Raw genomic sequence first — 13824 nt, forward strand, 5'->3', positions numbered from 1 at the left:
CGCTTCGCCGAGTTCAAGACCGAGTTCGGGCAGACCCTGGTCACCGGTTTCGCCCGGATCCACGGCCACCCGGTCGGGATCGTCGCCAACAACGGGCCGGCGGCTCCCGCGGCCGCCCCCCACACCGCACCGAGGAGCAGCGCCATACCGAGGTGCCCGTGCAGGTCGATGCCGGCGCCGAAGGCGTCGAAGCCGAGGACGGAGAGCGAGGCGTCGACCGACACCTCCGTCAGCCACGCGAGCAGCGGCAGTGCCAACGCGGTCGCGATGCCCAGCCGCAGCGCACACCGCCCCGCGAACCGGAGGCCCCCGGGATCACGTACACCGCCGAGCGCCCCGCTCGTGGAATCCCCGGCCCCCGTCGGCCCCGTACCCGGAGCCACTCCCGAACCGGAGCTCCCCACACCCCCGCCCACCGCCATCCCCGCCACAGGCGTGCGCACGGCGGTCAGCACCCCCGCCAGCAGCATCATCAGCCCCGCCGCGACCCCCAGCAGCCACACCCGCCCGTCCAGCTCGGCCAGTCGGCCCAGCGTGACGTTCTGGTCGGAGCCGCCCGCCATGAGGTCGTCGAGGGGGTCCGGGAGGAGCCTGGTCAGTTCGCCGGTCGCCCGGCCGTCCCACGGCACGAACAGGCCGACCGGCACGCCCAGCCAGACCCCGTTCGGCGCGCCCAGCAGCGCCGCCCCCGCGATCCGCCGGGGATGGTCGTCGCCGGTCGCCGCGTACGCCGCCGCCGCGAACCCCGCGGCCACCGCCGTCAGCACCACCGTGACCAGGGCGGACGCGGCCGGCCGGACCGCCCTGTGCACGGCCTCCCAGCCGCGCGGCAGCGGGGTCCGGCGCGAGGCCAGCAGCGCGATCAGCAGGATGCCGGCCGACCAGCCGAGCCCGCCGAGCAGCGTCGGCGCGGTGTCCACCGTGAAGCCGACCGCCGCCCGCGCGTCGATCAGCTCGCCGATCTGGTCCGGCAGCAGCCCTCCGATGTCCCCGATCTCCCCGATGTCACCCACGCCGGGCACCTCGATACCGCCGCTCCCGCCAGTGCCCGGCAGGTCGTCGAGCCCCAGGGAGCTCCCGTCGATCGTGATGACGTCATGGCCCGCCCAGGCCAGCCCGCCCAGCATCGCCACGAACGACGCGACCACCGCGCCCGCGCGCGCGAGGAGTTCGGACGGCGCGATCACCGCTCCGGCCGCGCGCAGCGACCGTAAGAAGAACCACGCCAGCAGCAGCCCGCCCACCAGGCTGACCCCGAGTGGCGTGATCTCGACGGCGGTCGCCGCCTGCGCGCCGGTCAGTCCGAACGCGGACACATCACCGGACGGCGTGACAGAACCACCCGCCCCGAGAGCCACCACCGCCGCGGTCATCGGACCCAGAGAGCCCGCCGCGTCCGCCTCCAGCAGGCGCAGGCCCAGCGCCGCCGTGCCCGCCATCCCGATCAACGCCCAGCTCACGGCGGCGATCGCGGACAGCAGGATGTCACCCCACGGCAGCCTCGCGCCGTGCTGTGTGGTCTCGCCGCTCATGGACGCACTCATGGCAGACCCCCCGATCCGCGGCGTGGCCGCGTGGCCGCGCATGTCCCCCTCGCGTGGATTACCACTCTCGGGTCCGGTTTCAACCCCGTCAACGGAAACAGCCGAAGCGGGCGTACGCCTTCTTCACAAGGCCCGACTTTCGGTCAGGGGGCCGAGCCTGAAATAGTTCCCGACGATGTTCGACATCCCTAGACTCCCTGTGATGGGGGTAACTCGGGGGACTACTCAGTGGGGCATGGAGTGCCGGAACTCGTACTGGAATTGAATGGACGGACCTGGACGCTCGACGCGTCCAGGTCATACACCCTCGGACGTGATCCGCAGGGGGACGTGGTGCTGGACGACGCCAGGGTCTCCTGGCGGCACGCCACGATCAGCTGGAACGGCCGGGGTTGGGTGATCGAGGACCACGGGAGCACCAACGGCACGTTCGTGCAGGGGCAGCGGATCCATCAGGTGGACATCGGCCCCGGCTCGTCCGTGCACCTCGGCAACGCGACCGACGGACCGCGTCTGAACCTCTCCGGCGCCGCGGCCGCCGTCGCCTCGCCGCAGGCACAGCCCCAGCAGCCGTACGCCGCGCAGGGCGCCAACCCGGGCTGGGCCGCCCAGCAGGCGGCGCCGCCGCAGACGCCGCAGCAGGCCCCGGCGCCCGGCTGGCAGCAGCCGCAGCAGCCCGCGCCGCACGTCCCGCAGCAGCAGGGGCCGGGTGAGCAGTTCGCACAGCAGGTTCCCGGTGGTGGCGCGGGGGCGCCGCCGGTCTACGGCGACCGCAGCCCGACCACGTTCCACCAGTTCTCGCTGGGCCGCGTGATGCGCATCGGCCGTGCCCTGGAGAACGACCTGGTCGTCTCCGACCTCCAGGTCTCCCGCCACCACGCGGAGTTCCACGCCACGCCCGAGGGCCGCTACGAGATCCGTGACCTGGGCTCGCACAACGGCACCTACGTCAACGGCCAGCCGATCGCCAAGGGCGGCGTGCAGCTGCTGGGCCCGAACGACATCGTCGGCGTCGGCCACTCCACGTTCCGCCTGGTCGGCGACCGTCTTGAGGAGTTCGTCGACACCGGTGACATCTCCTTCTCGGCCCGCCACCTGACCGTCACGGTCGACGGCGGCAAGCAGATCCTGCGGGACGTCTCCTTCGGCGTTCCGGAGAAGTCGCTGATCGCGGTCATCGGCCCGTCCGGCTCCGGCAAGTCGACCCTGCTCAAGGCGCTCACCGGTTACCGGCCCGCCAACCAGGGCGACGTCCTCTACGACAACCGGAACCTGTACAAGCAGTTCGCCGAGCTGCGCCAGCGCATCGGTCTGGTCCCGCAGGACGACATCCTGCACAAGGAGCTGACCGTCAAGAAGGCTCTGAAGTACGCGGCCAAGCTGCGCTTCCCGGCCGACACCACGGGCGCCGAGCGCGACGCCCGGATCGGTGAGGTGCTGCGCGAACTGAAGCTGGACATCCACAAGGAGAAGAAGGTCACCTCCCTCTCCGGCGGCCAGCGCAAGCGCGTCTCGGTGGCCCTGGAGCTGCTCACCAAGCCGTCGCTGATCTTCCTGGACGAGCCGACCTCCGGCCTCGACCCGGGCATGGACCGCGACGTCATGCAGCTGCTGCGCGGCCTCGCCGACGACGGCCGCACGGTCCTCGTCGTCACCCACTCCGTGGCCGAGCTGGCCATCTGCGACAAGCTCCTGGTCATGGCGCCCGGCGGTTCGGTGGCCTACTTCGGCCCGCCCGAGGAGGCGCTGAACTTCTTCGGTTACGACACCTGGGCCGACGTCTTCTCCGCCTTCGAGAACTACCGCGACTACGACTGGGCGGGCCGCTGGAAGGGCTCGCAGCACTACCAGATGTACGCCGCGGACATCGACGCCGTCGCACCGCAGTCCGTACAGATGCCGCCGATGCAGGCGATGAAGCCGCCCAAGCCGCAGGGCTGGATGTCCCAGTTCGTCACCTTGGTGCGCCGCTATGTCTCGGTGATCGTCTCCGACAAGGGCTTCCTGGCGCTGATGGTGATCCTGCCGGCGGTCCTGGGCGCGGTGAGCCTGCTCATCGACTCGGGCAACAGCCTGCTGCCCAACCCGGCCAACCCGAAGACCGGCCGGATCATCCCGAACGGCACGGCCACCACGGTGCTGCTGATCCTCGCGGTCGGTGCCTGCTTCGCGGGCGCCGCGAACTCCGTCCGTGAGCTGATCAAGGAACGGGTCATCTACGAGCGGGAGCGCGCCACCGGTCTGTCCCGCTCGGCGTACCTGATGTCCAAGGTGTTCGTCCTCGGTGTCATCACCGTGCTGCAGGGCCTGCTGGTCGGTGTCATCGGCTTCGCCACCCGCGAGATCCCCGAGCAGGGCCTGATCCTGGGCAGCGCCACCATGATCGAGCTCTCCATCCCGATCATGGCGCTGGGCTTCACCTCGATGATGTTCGGCCTGATCATCTCCTCGCTGGTGAAGACGGCCGAGAAGACCATGCCGCTGCTCGTCATGTTCGCGATCATCCAGGTCGTGTTCACCGGCTGCCTCTTCACCCTGAACGGCGCGGTCGGCGTCAACGAGTTCTCGTACCTGATGCCGTCCCGCTGGGCGGTCGCCGCCGCGGGCGCCACGCTGGACTTCAACAAGATCAGCCCGCCCAAGGACGGCGGTGACACCGACCCGCTGTGGGAGCACACGGCCGGCGCCTGGGGCATGGACATGGCCGCCCTGATCGTCCTCGGCGTGATCTGCGGCTTCTTCGTGGCCCGCTTCCTGCGCCGCCACGAGCCCGAGGTCATGCGCAAGTGACCACCGCCAGGTGAGGCGCTGGACGACGGTGAAGGGCGGCACCCCGGTGGGGGTGCCGCCCTTCGGCGTTCGAGAGGTCCGCGCGGCCTCAGTACGCGCCGTTGACGTTGTCGATCGAGCCGTACTTGTCGGCCGCGTAGTTCGCGGCGGCGGTGATGTTGGCGACCGGGTCGTAGATGTTCGTCGAGGTGCCGGAGACGTGGTACGCGTCGAAGGTCGGCGGGATGACCTGGAGCAGCCCCTTCGACGGGATGCCGTTGATGGCGTTGATGTCCCAGTTGTTGATGGCGTTCGGGTTGCCCGAGGACTCCCGCAGGATGTTGCGGTGCAGGCCGTTGTACGAGCCCGGGATCCCCTTGGCCTTCATGATGTCCAGGGCCTGCCTGATCCAGCCGTCGAGGTTGTTGGCGTAGGTCTTCGCGGCCACGGCCTTGACCGGGGCGCGCTCGGCGGACCGGCTCGCGGCCTCCTTCGCCTTGCGCTCCTGCTCGGCCTTCTTCTTGGCGGCGGCCTCGGCGGCCTTCTTCTTCGCGGCGGCTTCCGCTTCGGCCTTGGCCTTGGCCTCGGCCTTCGCCTTGGCTTCCGCCTCGGCCTTCTCCTTGGCCTTCTCCTTGGCCTCGATGGCCTTGCCCTGCAGGCTGGCGCCGGCGAGCTGCTCGGTGACGCCCGACTGCAGGCCCTTGAGCTGCTCGGAGCTGTAGGCCACCCGGGCCGGCGCGGAGGCGGCCTCGGAGGTGGTCGTCTGTCCGCCCGGAACCGCGGTGAACGCGACGGCGGCGGCACCGAGCGTGGCGACACCGGTCATCGCGATCTTGTGCGTCCGGGTCAGGGCACGACTTCGAGTCTTGATGTTCTTGGGCATGGGGGATGGACCTCTTCGAATAGCGCGGAGGTCGCTCTTCGTCCGGTGGGGACACGGGTGCTTCCGGCACAAACGCCGCGGGCGGAACCCGCGGCGTTGAGCGACGAGAGCAATTCTTAGCGGCCGCAAAATGCCCAGGCAAAGGTGTGACCTACGAAGAGGGGTAGTGGATCAGGGGAGGGCTAAATAGGACAAACCAAGACGTCCGGCCCGTTCAGGGCGCAGGCCTTTGTCTCCTATTTCGCTTCGTAGGTGATCTGCGCCCTATGTGCGGGCTCACACCGGCCGCTCGGTTGCCTCACTGGCAGTTGCTGACGCAATGCTCTGTGTGAGGGCTCTCGGCCTCGTCGGCCCGGGCCTTGAGGTCTCGTCGGCGTACTCGGCGTACTCGGCGTACTCGGCCTACTCGGCGTACTCGGCCTACTCGGCGTACTCGGCCTACTCGGCCTACTCGGCCTACTCGGCCGGGAGGACGAGGTGCACGTCCCCGAACTCATGCCACAGGTAGCGCCCGCGCAGCGCCTCCTCGTAACCGCGCTCGATCGCGGCCCGCCCGGCGACCGCCTCCAGCATCAGCAGATGCGAGGCCTCCGGCTCGTGCAGCCCGGTGAGCAGACCGTCCACCACCCGCACCCCGCGCTGCGGGGTGACCACGAGACCGGTCCAGCCCTCACGCGCGCGGACGAGGCCGTCGGGACCGGCCGCCGACTCCACGGCCCGGACGGCCGTCGTCCCGACCGCCACGACCCGGCCGTCCCCCGCCCGCACCGCGTTGATCAGCCGCGCCGAAGCCGCCGGCACCGCGAACCGCTCCGGATACGGCGGCTCGTGCGCCTCCGCCGAGGCCACCCCGGTGTGCAGCGTGACCGGCGCGAACTGCACCCCGCGGCTCACCAGCTCCGCCACCAGCCGCGCGGTGAACGGCCGCGCCGCACTCGGCATCTCCGCGCTGCCCGCCCCGTCCGGCGACGGCAGCGCGAACACCGTCTGGTAGACGGACAACGGCTGGTCCCGCTCCGTGTAGGAGTAGCGAATGGGCCGCCCGTACCCGCGTAGGAGCCCCAGCACCCCCGAACCCCCTGTGCCCGGGACCCGTGCCCACCACAGCCGCTCGCCTTCCCTCGCCACCGGCTCCTCCAGAACCAGCCGCGCCCCCGCCGGCAGCCGCACCTCCGTCCCCGCGGGCCCGCCCGCCCGCGCGCGCGTGGTGCCCTTCCCGTCGGGATCCCGCAGCTCGACCGCCCACCGCCCGTCGTCCCCACGCGTCGAGAAGTGCACCACCACGCGCGCGTGCCCGATCCGCCCGTCGACGGCGGCGGCCAGCGTGGCAGACGTGTTGACGATCAACAGGTCCCCCGCCCGCAGCAGCCGGGGCAACTCCGCGAACGCGTGGTGCTCCACCTCCGTGCCCCGCGACACCAGCAGCCGTACGGCGTCCCGGTCGCGCCCGGCCCCGCGCTGCTCGGCCGGCACCCGCGCCGACAGCTCCCGCGGAACCTTCCCCCACTCCCGGACGGGCTCGGCCGCGGGCACCCCCATCGCCGGCGTCATCGTGACTCCAGCAGCGCGGGAGCCCCGTAGCGCCCGCTCACGGGACGTTCGTCCAGCAGCCGCAGGAACGCCGGGACCACACCCGCCGGCTCCGGCCGCGGATCCTCGTCGCCCGGTACGGCCGCCGCGTACAGGTCCGTCGCCATGTCCCCGGGGTCGACCGCCCAGACCCGCAGCCCGGGCTCCTCCCGGCCCAGCACCGCCGCCAACTGGTCCAGGGCCGCCTTCGACGCCCCGTAGCCGCCCCACGTCTCGTACGCCTCGGCGGCCGCGTCCGAGCTGACCGTGATCACCGCACCCGCCTCGGCCGCCCGCAGCAGCGGCAGCGCCTCCTGCACCAGGCCCAGCGCGGCCACCAGGTTCACCTCCAGGGCCCGCCGCAACCCCTCCAGGGGCAGCTTCTCCAGCGGGACCAGCGGCTCGGCGCCCAGCGCGCTCGCGTTGCTCACCAGCAGGTCCACCCCGCCGAGCCGCCGGGCCGCCGCCACCAGCCCGGCGCGGTGCCCGGCGTCCGTGACGTCTCCCGGCAGGGCCGTCACCCGCGTTTTGTGGGCGGACACGGCCCGTGCCGCCTCAGTGAGGGCCTCGGTGCCCCTGGCGTCGAGCACCAGATCCCAGCCCCGGGCGGCCAGCGCGTCGGCCAGCGCCCGCCCCAGCCCCTTCGAGGCCCCCGTGATGATCGCTACCGGCATGACCCACATCCCCTCGTCCCGCACGCCTCCTGTCCGGCGTGCCCCCAACCTAGGAACCGGGCCACCCGCTCCGCCTCGGACGCGGGCCGCAACACCGCAGGCCCTTCGGCCTAGACCCACCGGCCTAGGTGACGGCCGCCACAGGACCGATACGGAGTGTCACACCCCGCCGGTACGGTGAGGGCATGAGTCAAGGCCCCCGGTCCGGCCTCGCCGCGGTGAGTTCCGCGCTGCTGGCCATGAGCAGGCACCTGGAGGTGCGCGACGTCCTCAAGACGATCGTCGCCTCCGCCCGTGAACTGCTCGACGCCCAGTGCGCCGCCCTCGGCGTCCCCGACGACCACGGCGGCTTCGCCCAGTTCGTGGTCGACGGCGTCAGCGACGCGCAGTGGAAGGCCATCGGCCCGCTCCCGCGCCAGCACGGCATCCTCGCCGCGATGCTGCACGAGGCCCGGCCCGAGCGTCTCGCCGACGTGCGCAAGGACCCCCGTTTCGAGGGCTGGCCCTCCGCCCACCCCGAGATGTCGGACTTCCTGGGCCTGCCGATCCGGGACGAGGACGAGGTCATCGGCGCCCTGTTCCTCGCGAACAAGAACTGCCCCAAACCCGAGGGCAGCTGCGGCTTCACCGCCGAGGACGAGGAACTCCTGGGCATCCTCGCCCAGCACGCCGCCATCGCCCTCACCAACGCCCGCCTCTACGAACGCAGCCGCGAGCTGACCATCGCCGAGGAACGCTCCCGGCTCGCCCACGAACTGCACGACGCGGTCAGCCAGAAACTCTTCTCCCTGCGCCTGACCGCCCAGGCCGCCGCCGCCCTCGTCGACCGCGACCCGTCCCGCGCCAAGGGCGAACTCCAGCAGGTGGCCGCGCTCGCCGCCGAGGCCGCCGACGAACTGCGCGCCGCGGTCGTCGAGCTGCGCCCCGCCGCACTGGACGAGGACGGCCTGGTCGCGACCCTGCGCACTCAGATCCACGTGCTCGACCGCGCCCACATCGCGCGCGTGACCTTCGCGAGCCACGGCGTCCGCGCCCTGCCCGCCGCCCAGGAGGAGGCGCTGCTCCGGGTCGCCCAGGAGGCCCTGCACAACGCCCTGCGGCACTCGGCCGCCGAGCACGTCGACGTGACGCTGGACCGGCGGGGCAACGGAGCAGTCCTGCGGGTGACGGACGACGGCAGTGGCTTCGACCCCCACGGGACCCGCCGCGCGGGACGCCACCTCGGCCTGGTCTCCATGCGGGACCGCACGAGCGGCGTCGGTGGCACGCTGACGGTGGAATCGGCGCCCGGCAAGGGCACCACGATCGAGATGGAGGTGCCCGGTGGCTGACCCCATCAAGGTGCTGCTCGTCGACGACCACCAGGTGGTCCGCCGGGGACTGCGCACGTTCCTCGAAGTGCAGGACGACATCGAGGTCGTCGGCGAGGCGGCCGACGGCGCCGAAGGCGTCGCCCGCGCGGAGGAACTCAAGCCCGACGTCGTCCTCATGGACGTGAAGATGCCGGGCATGGACGGCGTCGACGCCCTGCGCAAGCTCCGCGAACTGAACAACCCCGCGCGCGTGCTCATCGTCACCAGCTTCACCGAGCAGCGCACGGTCGTCCCGGCCCTGCGCGCGGGTGCCGCCGGTTACGTCTACAAGGACGTCGACCCCGACGCCCTGGCCGGCGCCATCCGCTCCGTGCACGCGGGCCACATCCTCCTGCAACCCGAGGTCGCCGGCGCCCTGCTGTCCCAGGAGGCGACCAACTCGGGCCAGGGGAGAAGCGGTTCGCTCACCGAGCGGGAGCGCGAGGTGCTCGCGCTGATAGCGGACGGCCGCTCCAACCGCGAGATCGCCCGCGCCCTGGTGCTCTCCGAGAAGACGGTCAAGACACACGTCTCGAACATCCTGATGAAACTCGACCTGTCCGACCGCACCCAGGCCGCCCTGTGGGCCGTACGCCATGGCCTGACCGGCTGAAAGGCTCTCCGCACGGCAATACGGAACGTCGCGCTCCGGACTGAGATTCATACCGTCGTGGGAATGTCCCCCGGATGGCGCATCCTTCGCGGGCCTCCGCCGTTCTCCAGTGCGTGCCGCGGCGACTGCCGCGGCGACCACCAGGGAGGGCTCAGAAGTGAAGAACCTGAAGAAGGCAGCGGCCGTGACGATGATGGCCGGCGGACTGATCGCCGCCGGCGCCGGTATGGCCTCCGCCACCGACGGCGCGGTGGCCGACGGCAAGGCCGTGGGCTCCCCGGGCGTCGCCTCGGGCAACCTCGTCCAGGCCCCGGTGCACGTCCCGGTGAACGCGGTCGGCAACAGCGTGAACGTCATCGGCGTGCTGAACCCCGCCTTCGGCAACCTCGGCGTCAACCACTGACACCGGTCACCGACCGGCAACGACTTCCGGCCTCCCGGCCCCACCCGGGAGGCCGGTCCGTTTGTCGTCCCAATGACCCGAACGGGCAGCGGTACGCGCCTTCCCGTACCGTCGCGGATTCCTCCCGCGTTGATCAGCGCACGACCCGTGGCCGGGTCGGACACGCACACGCAGGAGGAGCGCTTCTCATGAACATCGCCAAGAAGGCCGCCGTGGCCCTCACCGTCGCCGGTATCGCCACGGGTGCCTCCGCGGGCGCCGCAGTCGCCGACGCGGGTGCCGACGCCGCGGCCGTGAAGTCGCCGGGCGTCCTCTCGGGCAACATCGTCCAGGTCCCGATCCACGTCCCGGTGAACGTCTGCGGCAACACCGTCGACATCATCGCCCTGCTGAACCCCGCCTTCGGCAACCAGTGCGAGAACGACTGACACGACCTCGGCCGACGAAGGGCTCCCCAGAGTCAAGGACGACTCCGGGGAGCCCTTCCCCACGTCACGGCCGGCAGTCGTGCCGCCCGGGACGGCGCGGGCCGGCGCGGCGGCACCCCGCCGGCGCCGGACCGCGCCGCCTGCCCCGACACCGGGCACGCCCTGGACCCGCGCTCACCACGCCCCTCTCTCCCGCTCCTCCACATACGCGTTGTACGCGGCCACCTGCGCCCGCCGAGCCGTCCGCTCCACCGGCCGCAACGCCTCGGCCCGAGCCGCCATCTCCGCGGAGCTCACCGCGGCCCCGTGCCCGTTCTCGTACGCCACCGAGACGAGCAGCCCCACCCGCTGCGCCAGCTCCAGCACCCGCACCGCACGCGGCGGATACCCCGGGGCCAGCACCTCCCGACCCCGCTCGGCCCGCGCCCGGTACGCCTCGAGCGCCGCCTCCGCCACCGGCCCCGACCCGGCCACGTCCAACCGCGTCAGCACCTCGGTCGCCTCCCGCAGCGCCTCCGCCAGCTCCCGCTCGGCCTCCCCGAGCGACGGCACGTCCGCGGGCGGCGCCTCCCGCACGGGCAGCACATGCCACACGACCTCGACATGCACATCACCCTCAGGACCGGCCTCATACACCTCGGGCACCAACCCGAGCGCGGCCCCGTGACAGATCACGGCCTGCTCCGCGGCCAACGCCCGCGCGTTGAACTCCGGCGGCCCGCTCAGCCCCAGCGGATGACCGGGCGCGGGCAGCGCGACCCGCAGCCCCGCCACCCCGAGCGACCGCAGCCGCCCCAGCGCGAGCGTGAGACCGACCGGCGCCGGCTCACCCGGCAGCCCCTCGACCCGGTGCACCGCGTCCTCCCCGACGATCGCGAGCACGGCGTCATCCGGTGACACAAGTCCGGCCAACAGGGCATTTCCCCAAGCGGCAAGAAGTCCAGAGCGTGGTTCCGAAAGCATCCCCCCACCCTAAGGACCGGACCGATGGATGGGGACGGCCGACCGGTGGCGTAGATTTCCTGGAGGGCTGCGCCCACCGGCGCGGCGGACCGCGCCACAGGCGAACGCGACAGCCGAGACCGGCCACACTGCAAGGGGAGACAACGCGCTCATGAGCGATGTTCTGGAGCTTCAGGACGTATCCGTGGTCCGCGAGGGCCGGGCTCTGGTGGACCAGGTCTCCTGGTCGGTGAAGGAGGGCGAGCGCTGGGTCATCCTGGGCCCCAACGGCGCCGGCAAGACCACCCTCCTGAACGTCGCGTCCAGCTACCTCTACCCCAGCACGGGCACCGCCACCATCCTCGGTGAGACCCTCGGCAAGCCCGGCACCGACGTCTTCGAGCTGCGCCCCCGCATCGGCATGGCCGGCATCGCCATGGCCGACAAGCTGCCCAAGCGGCAGACCGTCCTGCAGACCGTGCTCACCGCCGCGTACGGCATGACCGCCGGCTGGCAGGAGGAGTACGAGGACATCGACGAGCAGCGCGCCCGCGCCTTCCTCGACCGCCTCGGCATGAGCGACTACCTGGAGCGCCGGTTCGGCACCCTCTCCGAGGGCGAGCGCAAGCGCACCCTCATCGCCCGCGCCCTGATGACCGACCCCGAGCTGCTGCTCCTCGACGAGCCCGCCGCCGGCCTCGACCTCGGAGGCCGTGAGGACCTGGTACGCCGGCTCGGCCGCCTGGCCCGCGACCCCATCGCCCCCTCGATGCTGATGGTCACCCACCACGTCGAGGAGATCGCCCCCGGCTTCACCCACGTCCTGATGATCCGTCAGGGCAAGGTGCTCGCCGCCGGTCCGCTGGAGCTCGAACTCACCTCCCGCAACCTCTCCCTCTGCTTCGGCCTGCCGCTCGTCGTCGAGCAGGTCGGCGAGCGCTGGACCGCACAGGGCCTTCCGCTGTCCTGAACCGGCGACGTGGTGTGAAACTCCGGGGCAGAAAAGGCCGTTCACGGCCCCGGTGCCCTGTCGGAGGCGGGACCCGCGGACCTACCATGACCATGTGAACGACATCGACGCATGGGTGTGGTGGCTCATCGGCGCGGCAGCGCTCGGAATCCCGCTCGTGGTGACCGCGATGCCGGAACTCGGCATGCTCGCGGCGGGCGCCGTGGCCGCCGCTGCCGCGGCCGGCCTGGGCGGGGGCGCAGTCGCCCAGGTCCTCGTCTTCACCGTCGTCTCGGTCGCCCTCATCGCGGTCGTACGGCCCATCGCCACCCGGCACCGAGCCCAGCGACCCCAGTTCGTCACCGGCGTGGACGCGTTGAAGGGCAGACAAGCCCTCGTCCTGGAACGCGTCGACGGCACCGGCGGCCGGATCAAGCTCGCCGGTGAGGTCTGGTCGGCCCGCTCCCTCGACACCGGCCGCGCCTACGAGGTGGGCGAGGAAGTGGACGTCGTGGAGATCGAGGGCGCCACCGCGATCGTCATGTGAGCACGTCAGTTGGGACATGACGCAACTGAACGGAACGCCCACGAGGCACGCGACGGTCTGACAGACTCGACCAGCAAGATCTTCAACAACCATAAGATCTTCCGAAAGCGCCGAGGCGGAGAAGGGTACGGGGAGCACGATGGAACCGGTCATCATCGTCTTGATCATTCTGGTGGTGTTGGTCTTCATCGCACTGATCAAGACGATCCAGGTCATCCCGCAGGCAAGCGCCGCGATCGTCGAGCGGTTCGGCCGCTACACGCGGACCCTCAACGCGGGACTCAACATCGTCGTTCCGTTCATCGACACCATCCGCAACCGCATCGACCTGCGCGAACAGGTCGTGCCGTTCCCGCCGCAGCCGGTGATCACCCAGGACAACCTGGTCGTCAACATCGACACGGTCATCTACTACCAGGTGACCGACGCGCGGGCGGCGACGTACGAAGTCGCCAGCTACATCCAGGCGATCGAGCAGCTCACCGTCACCACGCTCCGCAACATCATCGGTGGCATGGACCTGGAGCGGACCCTGACCTCCCGCGAGGAGATCAACGCGGCCCTGCGCGGAGTCCTCGACGAGGCCACCGGCAAGTGGGGCATCCGCGTCAACCGTGTCGAACTCAAGGCGATCGAACCGCCCACCTCCATCCAGGACTCGATGGAGAAGCAGATGCGCGCCGACCGTGACAAGCGCGCCGCGATCCTCACCGCGGAAGGCACCCGCCAGGCCGCCATCCTCACCGCCGAAGGTGAGAAGCAGTCCCAGATCCTGCGGGCCGAAGGTGAGGCCAAGGCCGCAGCCCTGCGCGCCGAGGGCGAGGCCCAGGCGGTCCGTACGGTCTTCGAGGCGATCCACGCCGGCGACGCGGACCAGAAGCTCCTCTCCTACCAGTACCTCCAGATGCTCCCGAAGATCGCCGAGGGCGACGCCAACAAGCTCTGGATCGTCCCCAGCGAAATCGGCGACGCCCTCAAGGGTCTGTCCGGCGCCATGGGCAACTTCGGTGGCATGGGCGGCGGTTCGGGCGGCGGCGGATCCTCCGACAACGGCGGGGGCACGGAACGCCGGGAGAAGCCGTCGATCGACTGACCCTTCGTCCGCAGAACGGAACCGGGGCCCACCTCCTGACGGAGGTGGGCCCCGGTTC

Annotated in this window: 12 protein-coding genes and 1 pseudogene; 8 read left to right on the top strand and 5 right to left on the bottom strand. The window is 71.3% G+C overall.

Going from position 1 to position 13824, the window contains the following annotated elements; all coding sequences use genetic code 11:
- Positions 1-83: 83 nt before the first annotated feature.
- Positions 84-1532 (bottom strand): annotated as a pseudogene (locus ACWD0J_RS39660) (streptophobe family protein); the annotation flags it as partial.
- Positions 1533-1784: 252 nt separating this feature from the next.
- On the opposite strand from ACWD0J_RS39660, the gene ACWD0J_RS39665 reads away from it, so the two are divergent.
- Complete coding sequence (locus ACWD0J_RS39665) at positions 1785-4334, top strand: FHA domain-containing protein (protein ID WP_451500724.1); 2550 nt, start codon at positions 1785-1787, stop codon at positions 4332-4334.
- A gap of 88 nt (positions 4335-4422) precedes the next feature.
- On the opposite strand, the gene ACWD0J_RS39670 is transcribed toward ACWD0J_RS39665, so the two are convergent.
- The 3 genes from ACWD0J_RS39670 to ACWD0J_RS39680 all read right to left on the bottom strand — a co-directional run bounded on the left by ACWD0J_RS39670 (position 4423) and on the right by ACWD0J_RS39680 (position 7439).
- Positions 4423-5196 carry a transglycosylase SLT domain-containing protein gene (locus ACWD0J_RS39670; RefSeq protein WP_451500725.1) on the bottom strand — a complete coding sequence of 258 codons (774 nt, stop codon included), beginning with the start codon at positions 5194-5196 and terminating at the stop codon, positions 4423-4425.
- 456 nt (positions 5197-5652) lie between these two features.
- The gene (locus tag ACWD0J_RS39675) at positions 5653-6747 is read right to left on the bottom strand and encodes an S-adenosylmethionine:tRNA ribosyltransferase-isomerase (RefSeq protein ID WP_451500726.1); all 1095 of its coding nucleotides are present in this window, start codon (positions 6745-6747) and stop codon (positions 5653-5655) included.
- The gene (locus tag ACWD0J_RS39680; protein WP_451500727.1) at positions 6744-7439 is read right to left on the bottom strand and encodes an SDR family NAD(P)-dependent oxidoreductase; all 696 of its coding nucleotides are present in this window, start codon (positions 7437-7439) and stop codon (positions 6744-6746) included. Before ACWD0J_RS39680 ends, ACWD0J_RS39675 begins: the two co-directional genes overlap by 4 nt.
- A 185-nt stretch (positions 7440-7624) precedes the next feature.
- Between ACWD0J_RS39680 and ACWD0J_RS39685 the strand changes: the two genes are divergently transcribed.
- The 4 genes from ACWD0J_RS39685 (at position 7625) to ACWD0J_RS39700 (ending at position 10235) form a co-directional block, all read left to right on the top strand.
- A complete protein-coding gene (locus tag ACWD0J_RS39685) occupies positions 7625-8770 on the top strand; it encodes a GAF domain-containing sensor histidine kinase (protein ID WP_451500728.1) in 1146 nt (381 codons plus the stop codon).
- Positions 8763-9404 (top strand): response regulator, encoded by a 642-nt coding sequence (locus ACWD0J_RS39690; RefSeq protein ID WP_451500729.1) that lies wholly within the window; start codon positions 8763-8765, stop codon positions 9402-9404. The genes ACWD0J_RS39685 and ACWD0J_RS39690 overlap by 8 nt, the downstream gene beginning before the upstream one ends.
- Positions 9405-9561: 157 nt before the next feature.
- The gene (gene chpE, locus ACWD0J_RS39695; RefSeq protein ID WP_451500730.1) at positions 9562-9807 is read left to right on the top strand and encodes a chaplin ChpE; all 246 of its coding nucleotides are present in this window, start codon (positions 9562-9564) and stop codon (positions 9805-9807) included.
- A gap of 188 nt (positions 9808-9995) precedes the next feature.
- Positions 9996-10235 carry a chaplin gene (locus ACWD0J_RS39700; protein ID WP_451500731.1) on the top strand — a complete coding sequence of 80 codons (240 nt, stop codon included), beginning with the start codon at positions 9996-9998 and terminating at the stop codon, positions 10233-10235.
- A 174-nt stretch (positions 10236-10409) separates the two neighbouring features.
- Here ACWD0J_RS39700 and ACWD0J_RS39705 read toward each other — a convergent pair whose 3' ends face one another.
- Positions 10410-11198, bottom strand: coding sequence for a hypothetical protein (locus ACWD0J_RS39705; protein ID WP_451500732.1), 789 nt, complete (start codon positions 11196-11198; stop codon positions 10410-10412).
- A 151-nt stretch (positions 11199-11349) separates the two neighbouring features.
- Between ACWD0J_RS39705 and ACWD0J_RS39710 the strand changes: the two genes are divergently transcribed.
- The 3 genes from ACWD0J_RS39710 (at position 11350) to ACWD0J_RS39720 (ending at position 13766) form a co-directional block, all read left to right on the top strand.
- On the top strand, positions 11350-12147 hold the full coding sequence (locus tag ACWD0J_RS39710; protein WP_451500733.1) for an ABC transporter ATP-binding protein: 798 nt from the start codon (positions 11350-11352) through the stop codon (positions 12145-12147).
- A 94-nt stretch (positions 12148-12241) separates the two neighbouring features.
- Positions 12242-12673, top strand: a complete 432-nt coding sequence (locus ACWD0J_RS39715) for an NfeD family protein (protein WP_451500734.1) — start codon at positions 12242-12244, stop codon at positions 12671-12673.
- A gap of 139 nt (positions 12674-12812) precedes the next feature.
- Positions 12813-13766 carry an SPFH domain-containing protein gene (locus ACWD0J_RS39720; RefSeq protein WP_451500735.1) on the top strand — a complete coding sequence of 318 codons (954 nt, stop codon included), beginning with the start codon at positions 12813-12815 and terminating at the stop codon, positions 13764-13766.
- The last annotated feature ends 58 nt before the right edge of the window (positions 13767-13824 follow it).

The organism is Streptomyces sp. NPDC003011 (assembly GCF_053591515.1).

Excerpts from the sequence above, each read along its gene's own strand:
- ACWD0J_RS39675 (WP_451500726.1), bottom strand. The coding sequence starts at position 6,747 with ATGACGCCGGCGATGGGGGTGCCCGCGGCCGAGCCCGTCCGGGAGTGG.
- ACWD0J_RS39720 (WP_451500735.1), top strand. The coding sequence starts at position 12,813 with ATGGAACCGGTCATCATCGTCTTGATCATTCTGGTGGTGTTGGTCTTC.
- ACWD0J_RS39685 (WP_451500728.1), top strand. The coding sequence starts at position 7,625 with ATGAGTCAAGGCCCCCGGTCCGGCCTCGCCGCGGTGAGTTCCGCGCTG.
- ACWD0J_RS39700 (WP_451500731.1), top strand. The coding sequence starts at position 9,996 with ATGAACATCGCCAAGAAGGCCGCCGTGGCCCTCACCGTCGCCGGTATC.
- ACWD0J_RS39710 (WP_451500733.1), top strand. The coding sequence starts at position 11,350 with ATGAGCGATGTTCTGGAGCTTCAGGACGTATCCGTGGTCCGCGAGGGC.
- ACWD0J_RS39670 (WP_451500725.1), bottom strand. The coding sequence starts at position 5,196 with ATGCCCAAGAACATCAAGACTCGAAGTCGTGCCCTGACCCGGACGCAC.
- ACWD0J_RS39705 (WP_451500732.1), bottom strand. The coding sequence starts at position 11,198 with ATGCTTTCGGAACCACGCTCTGGACTTCTTGCCGCTTGGGGAAATGCC.
- ACWD0J_RS39680 (WP_451500727.1), bottom strand. The coding sequence starts at position 7,439 with ATGCCGGTAGCGATCATCACGGGGGCCTCGAAGGGGCTGGGGCGGGCG.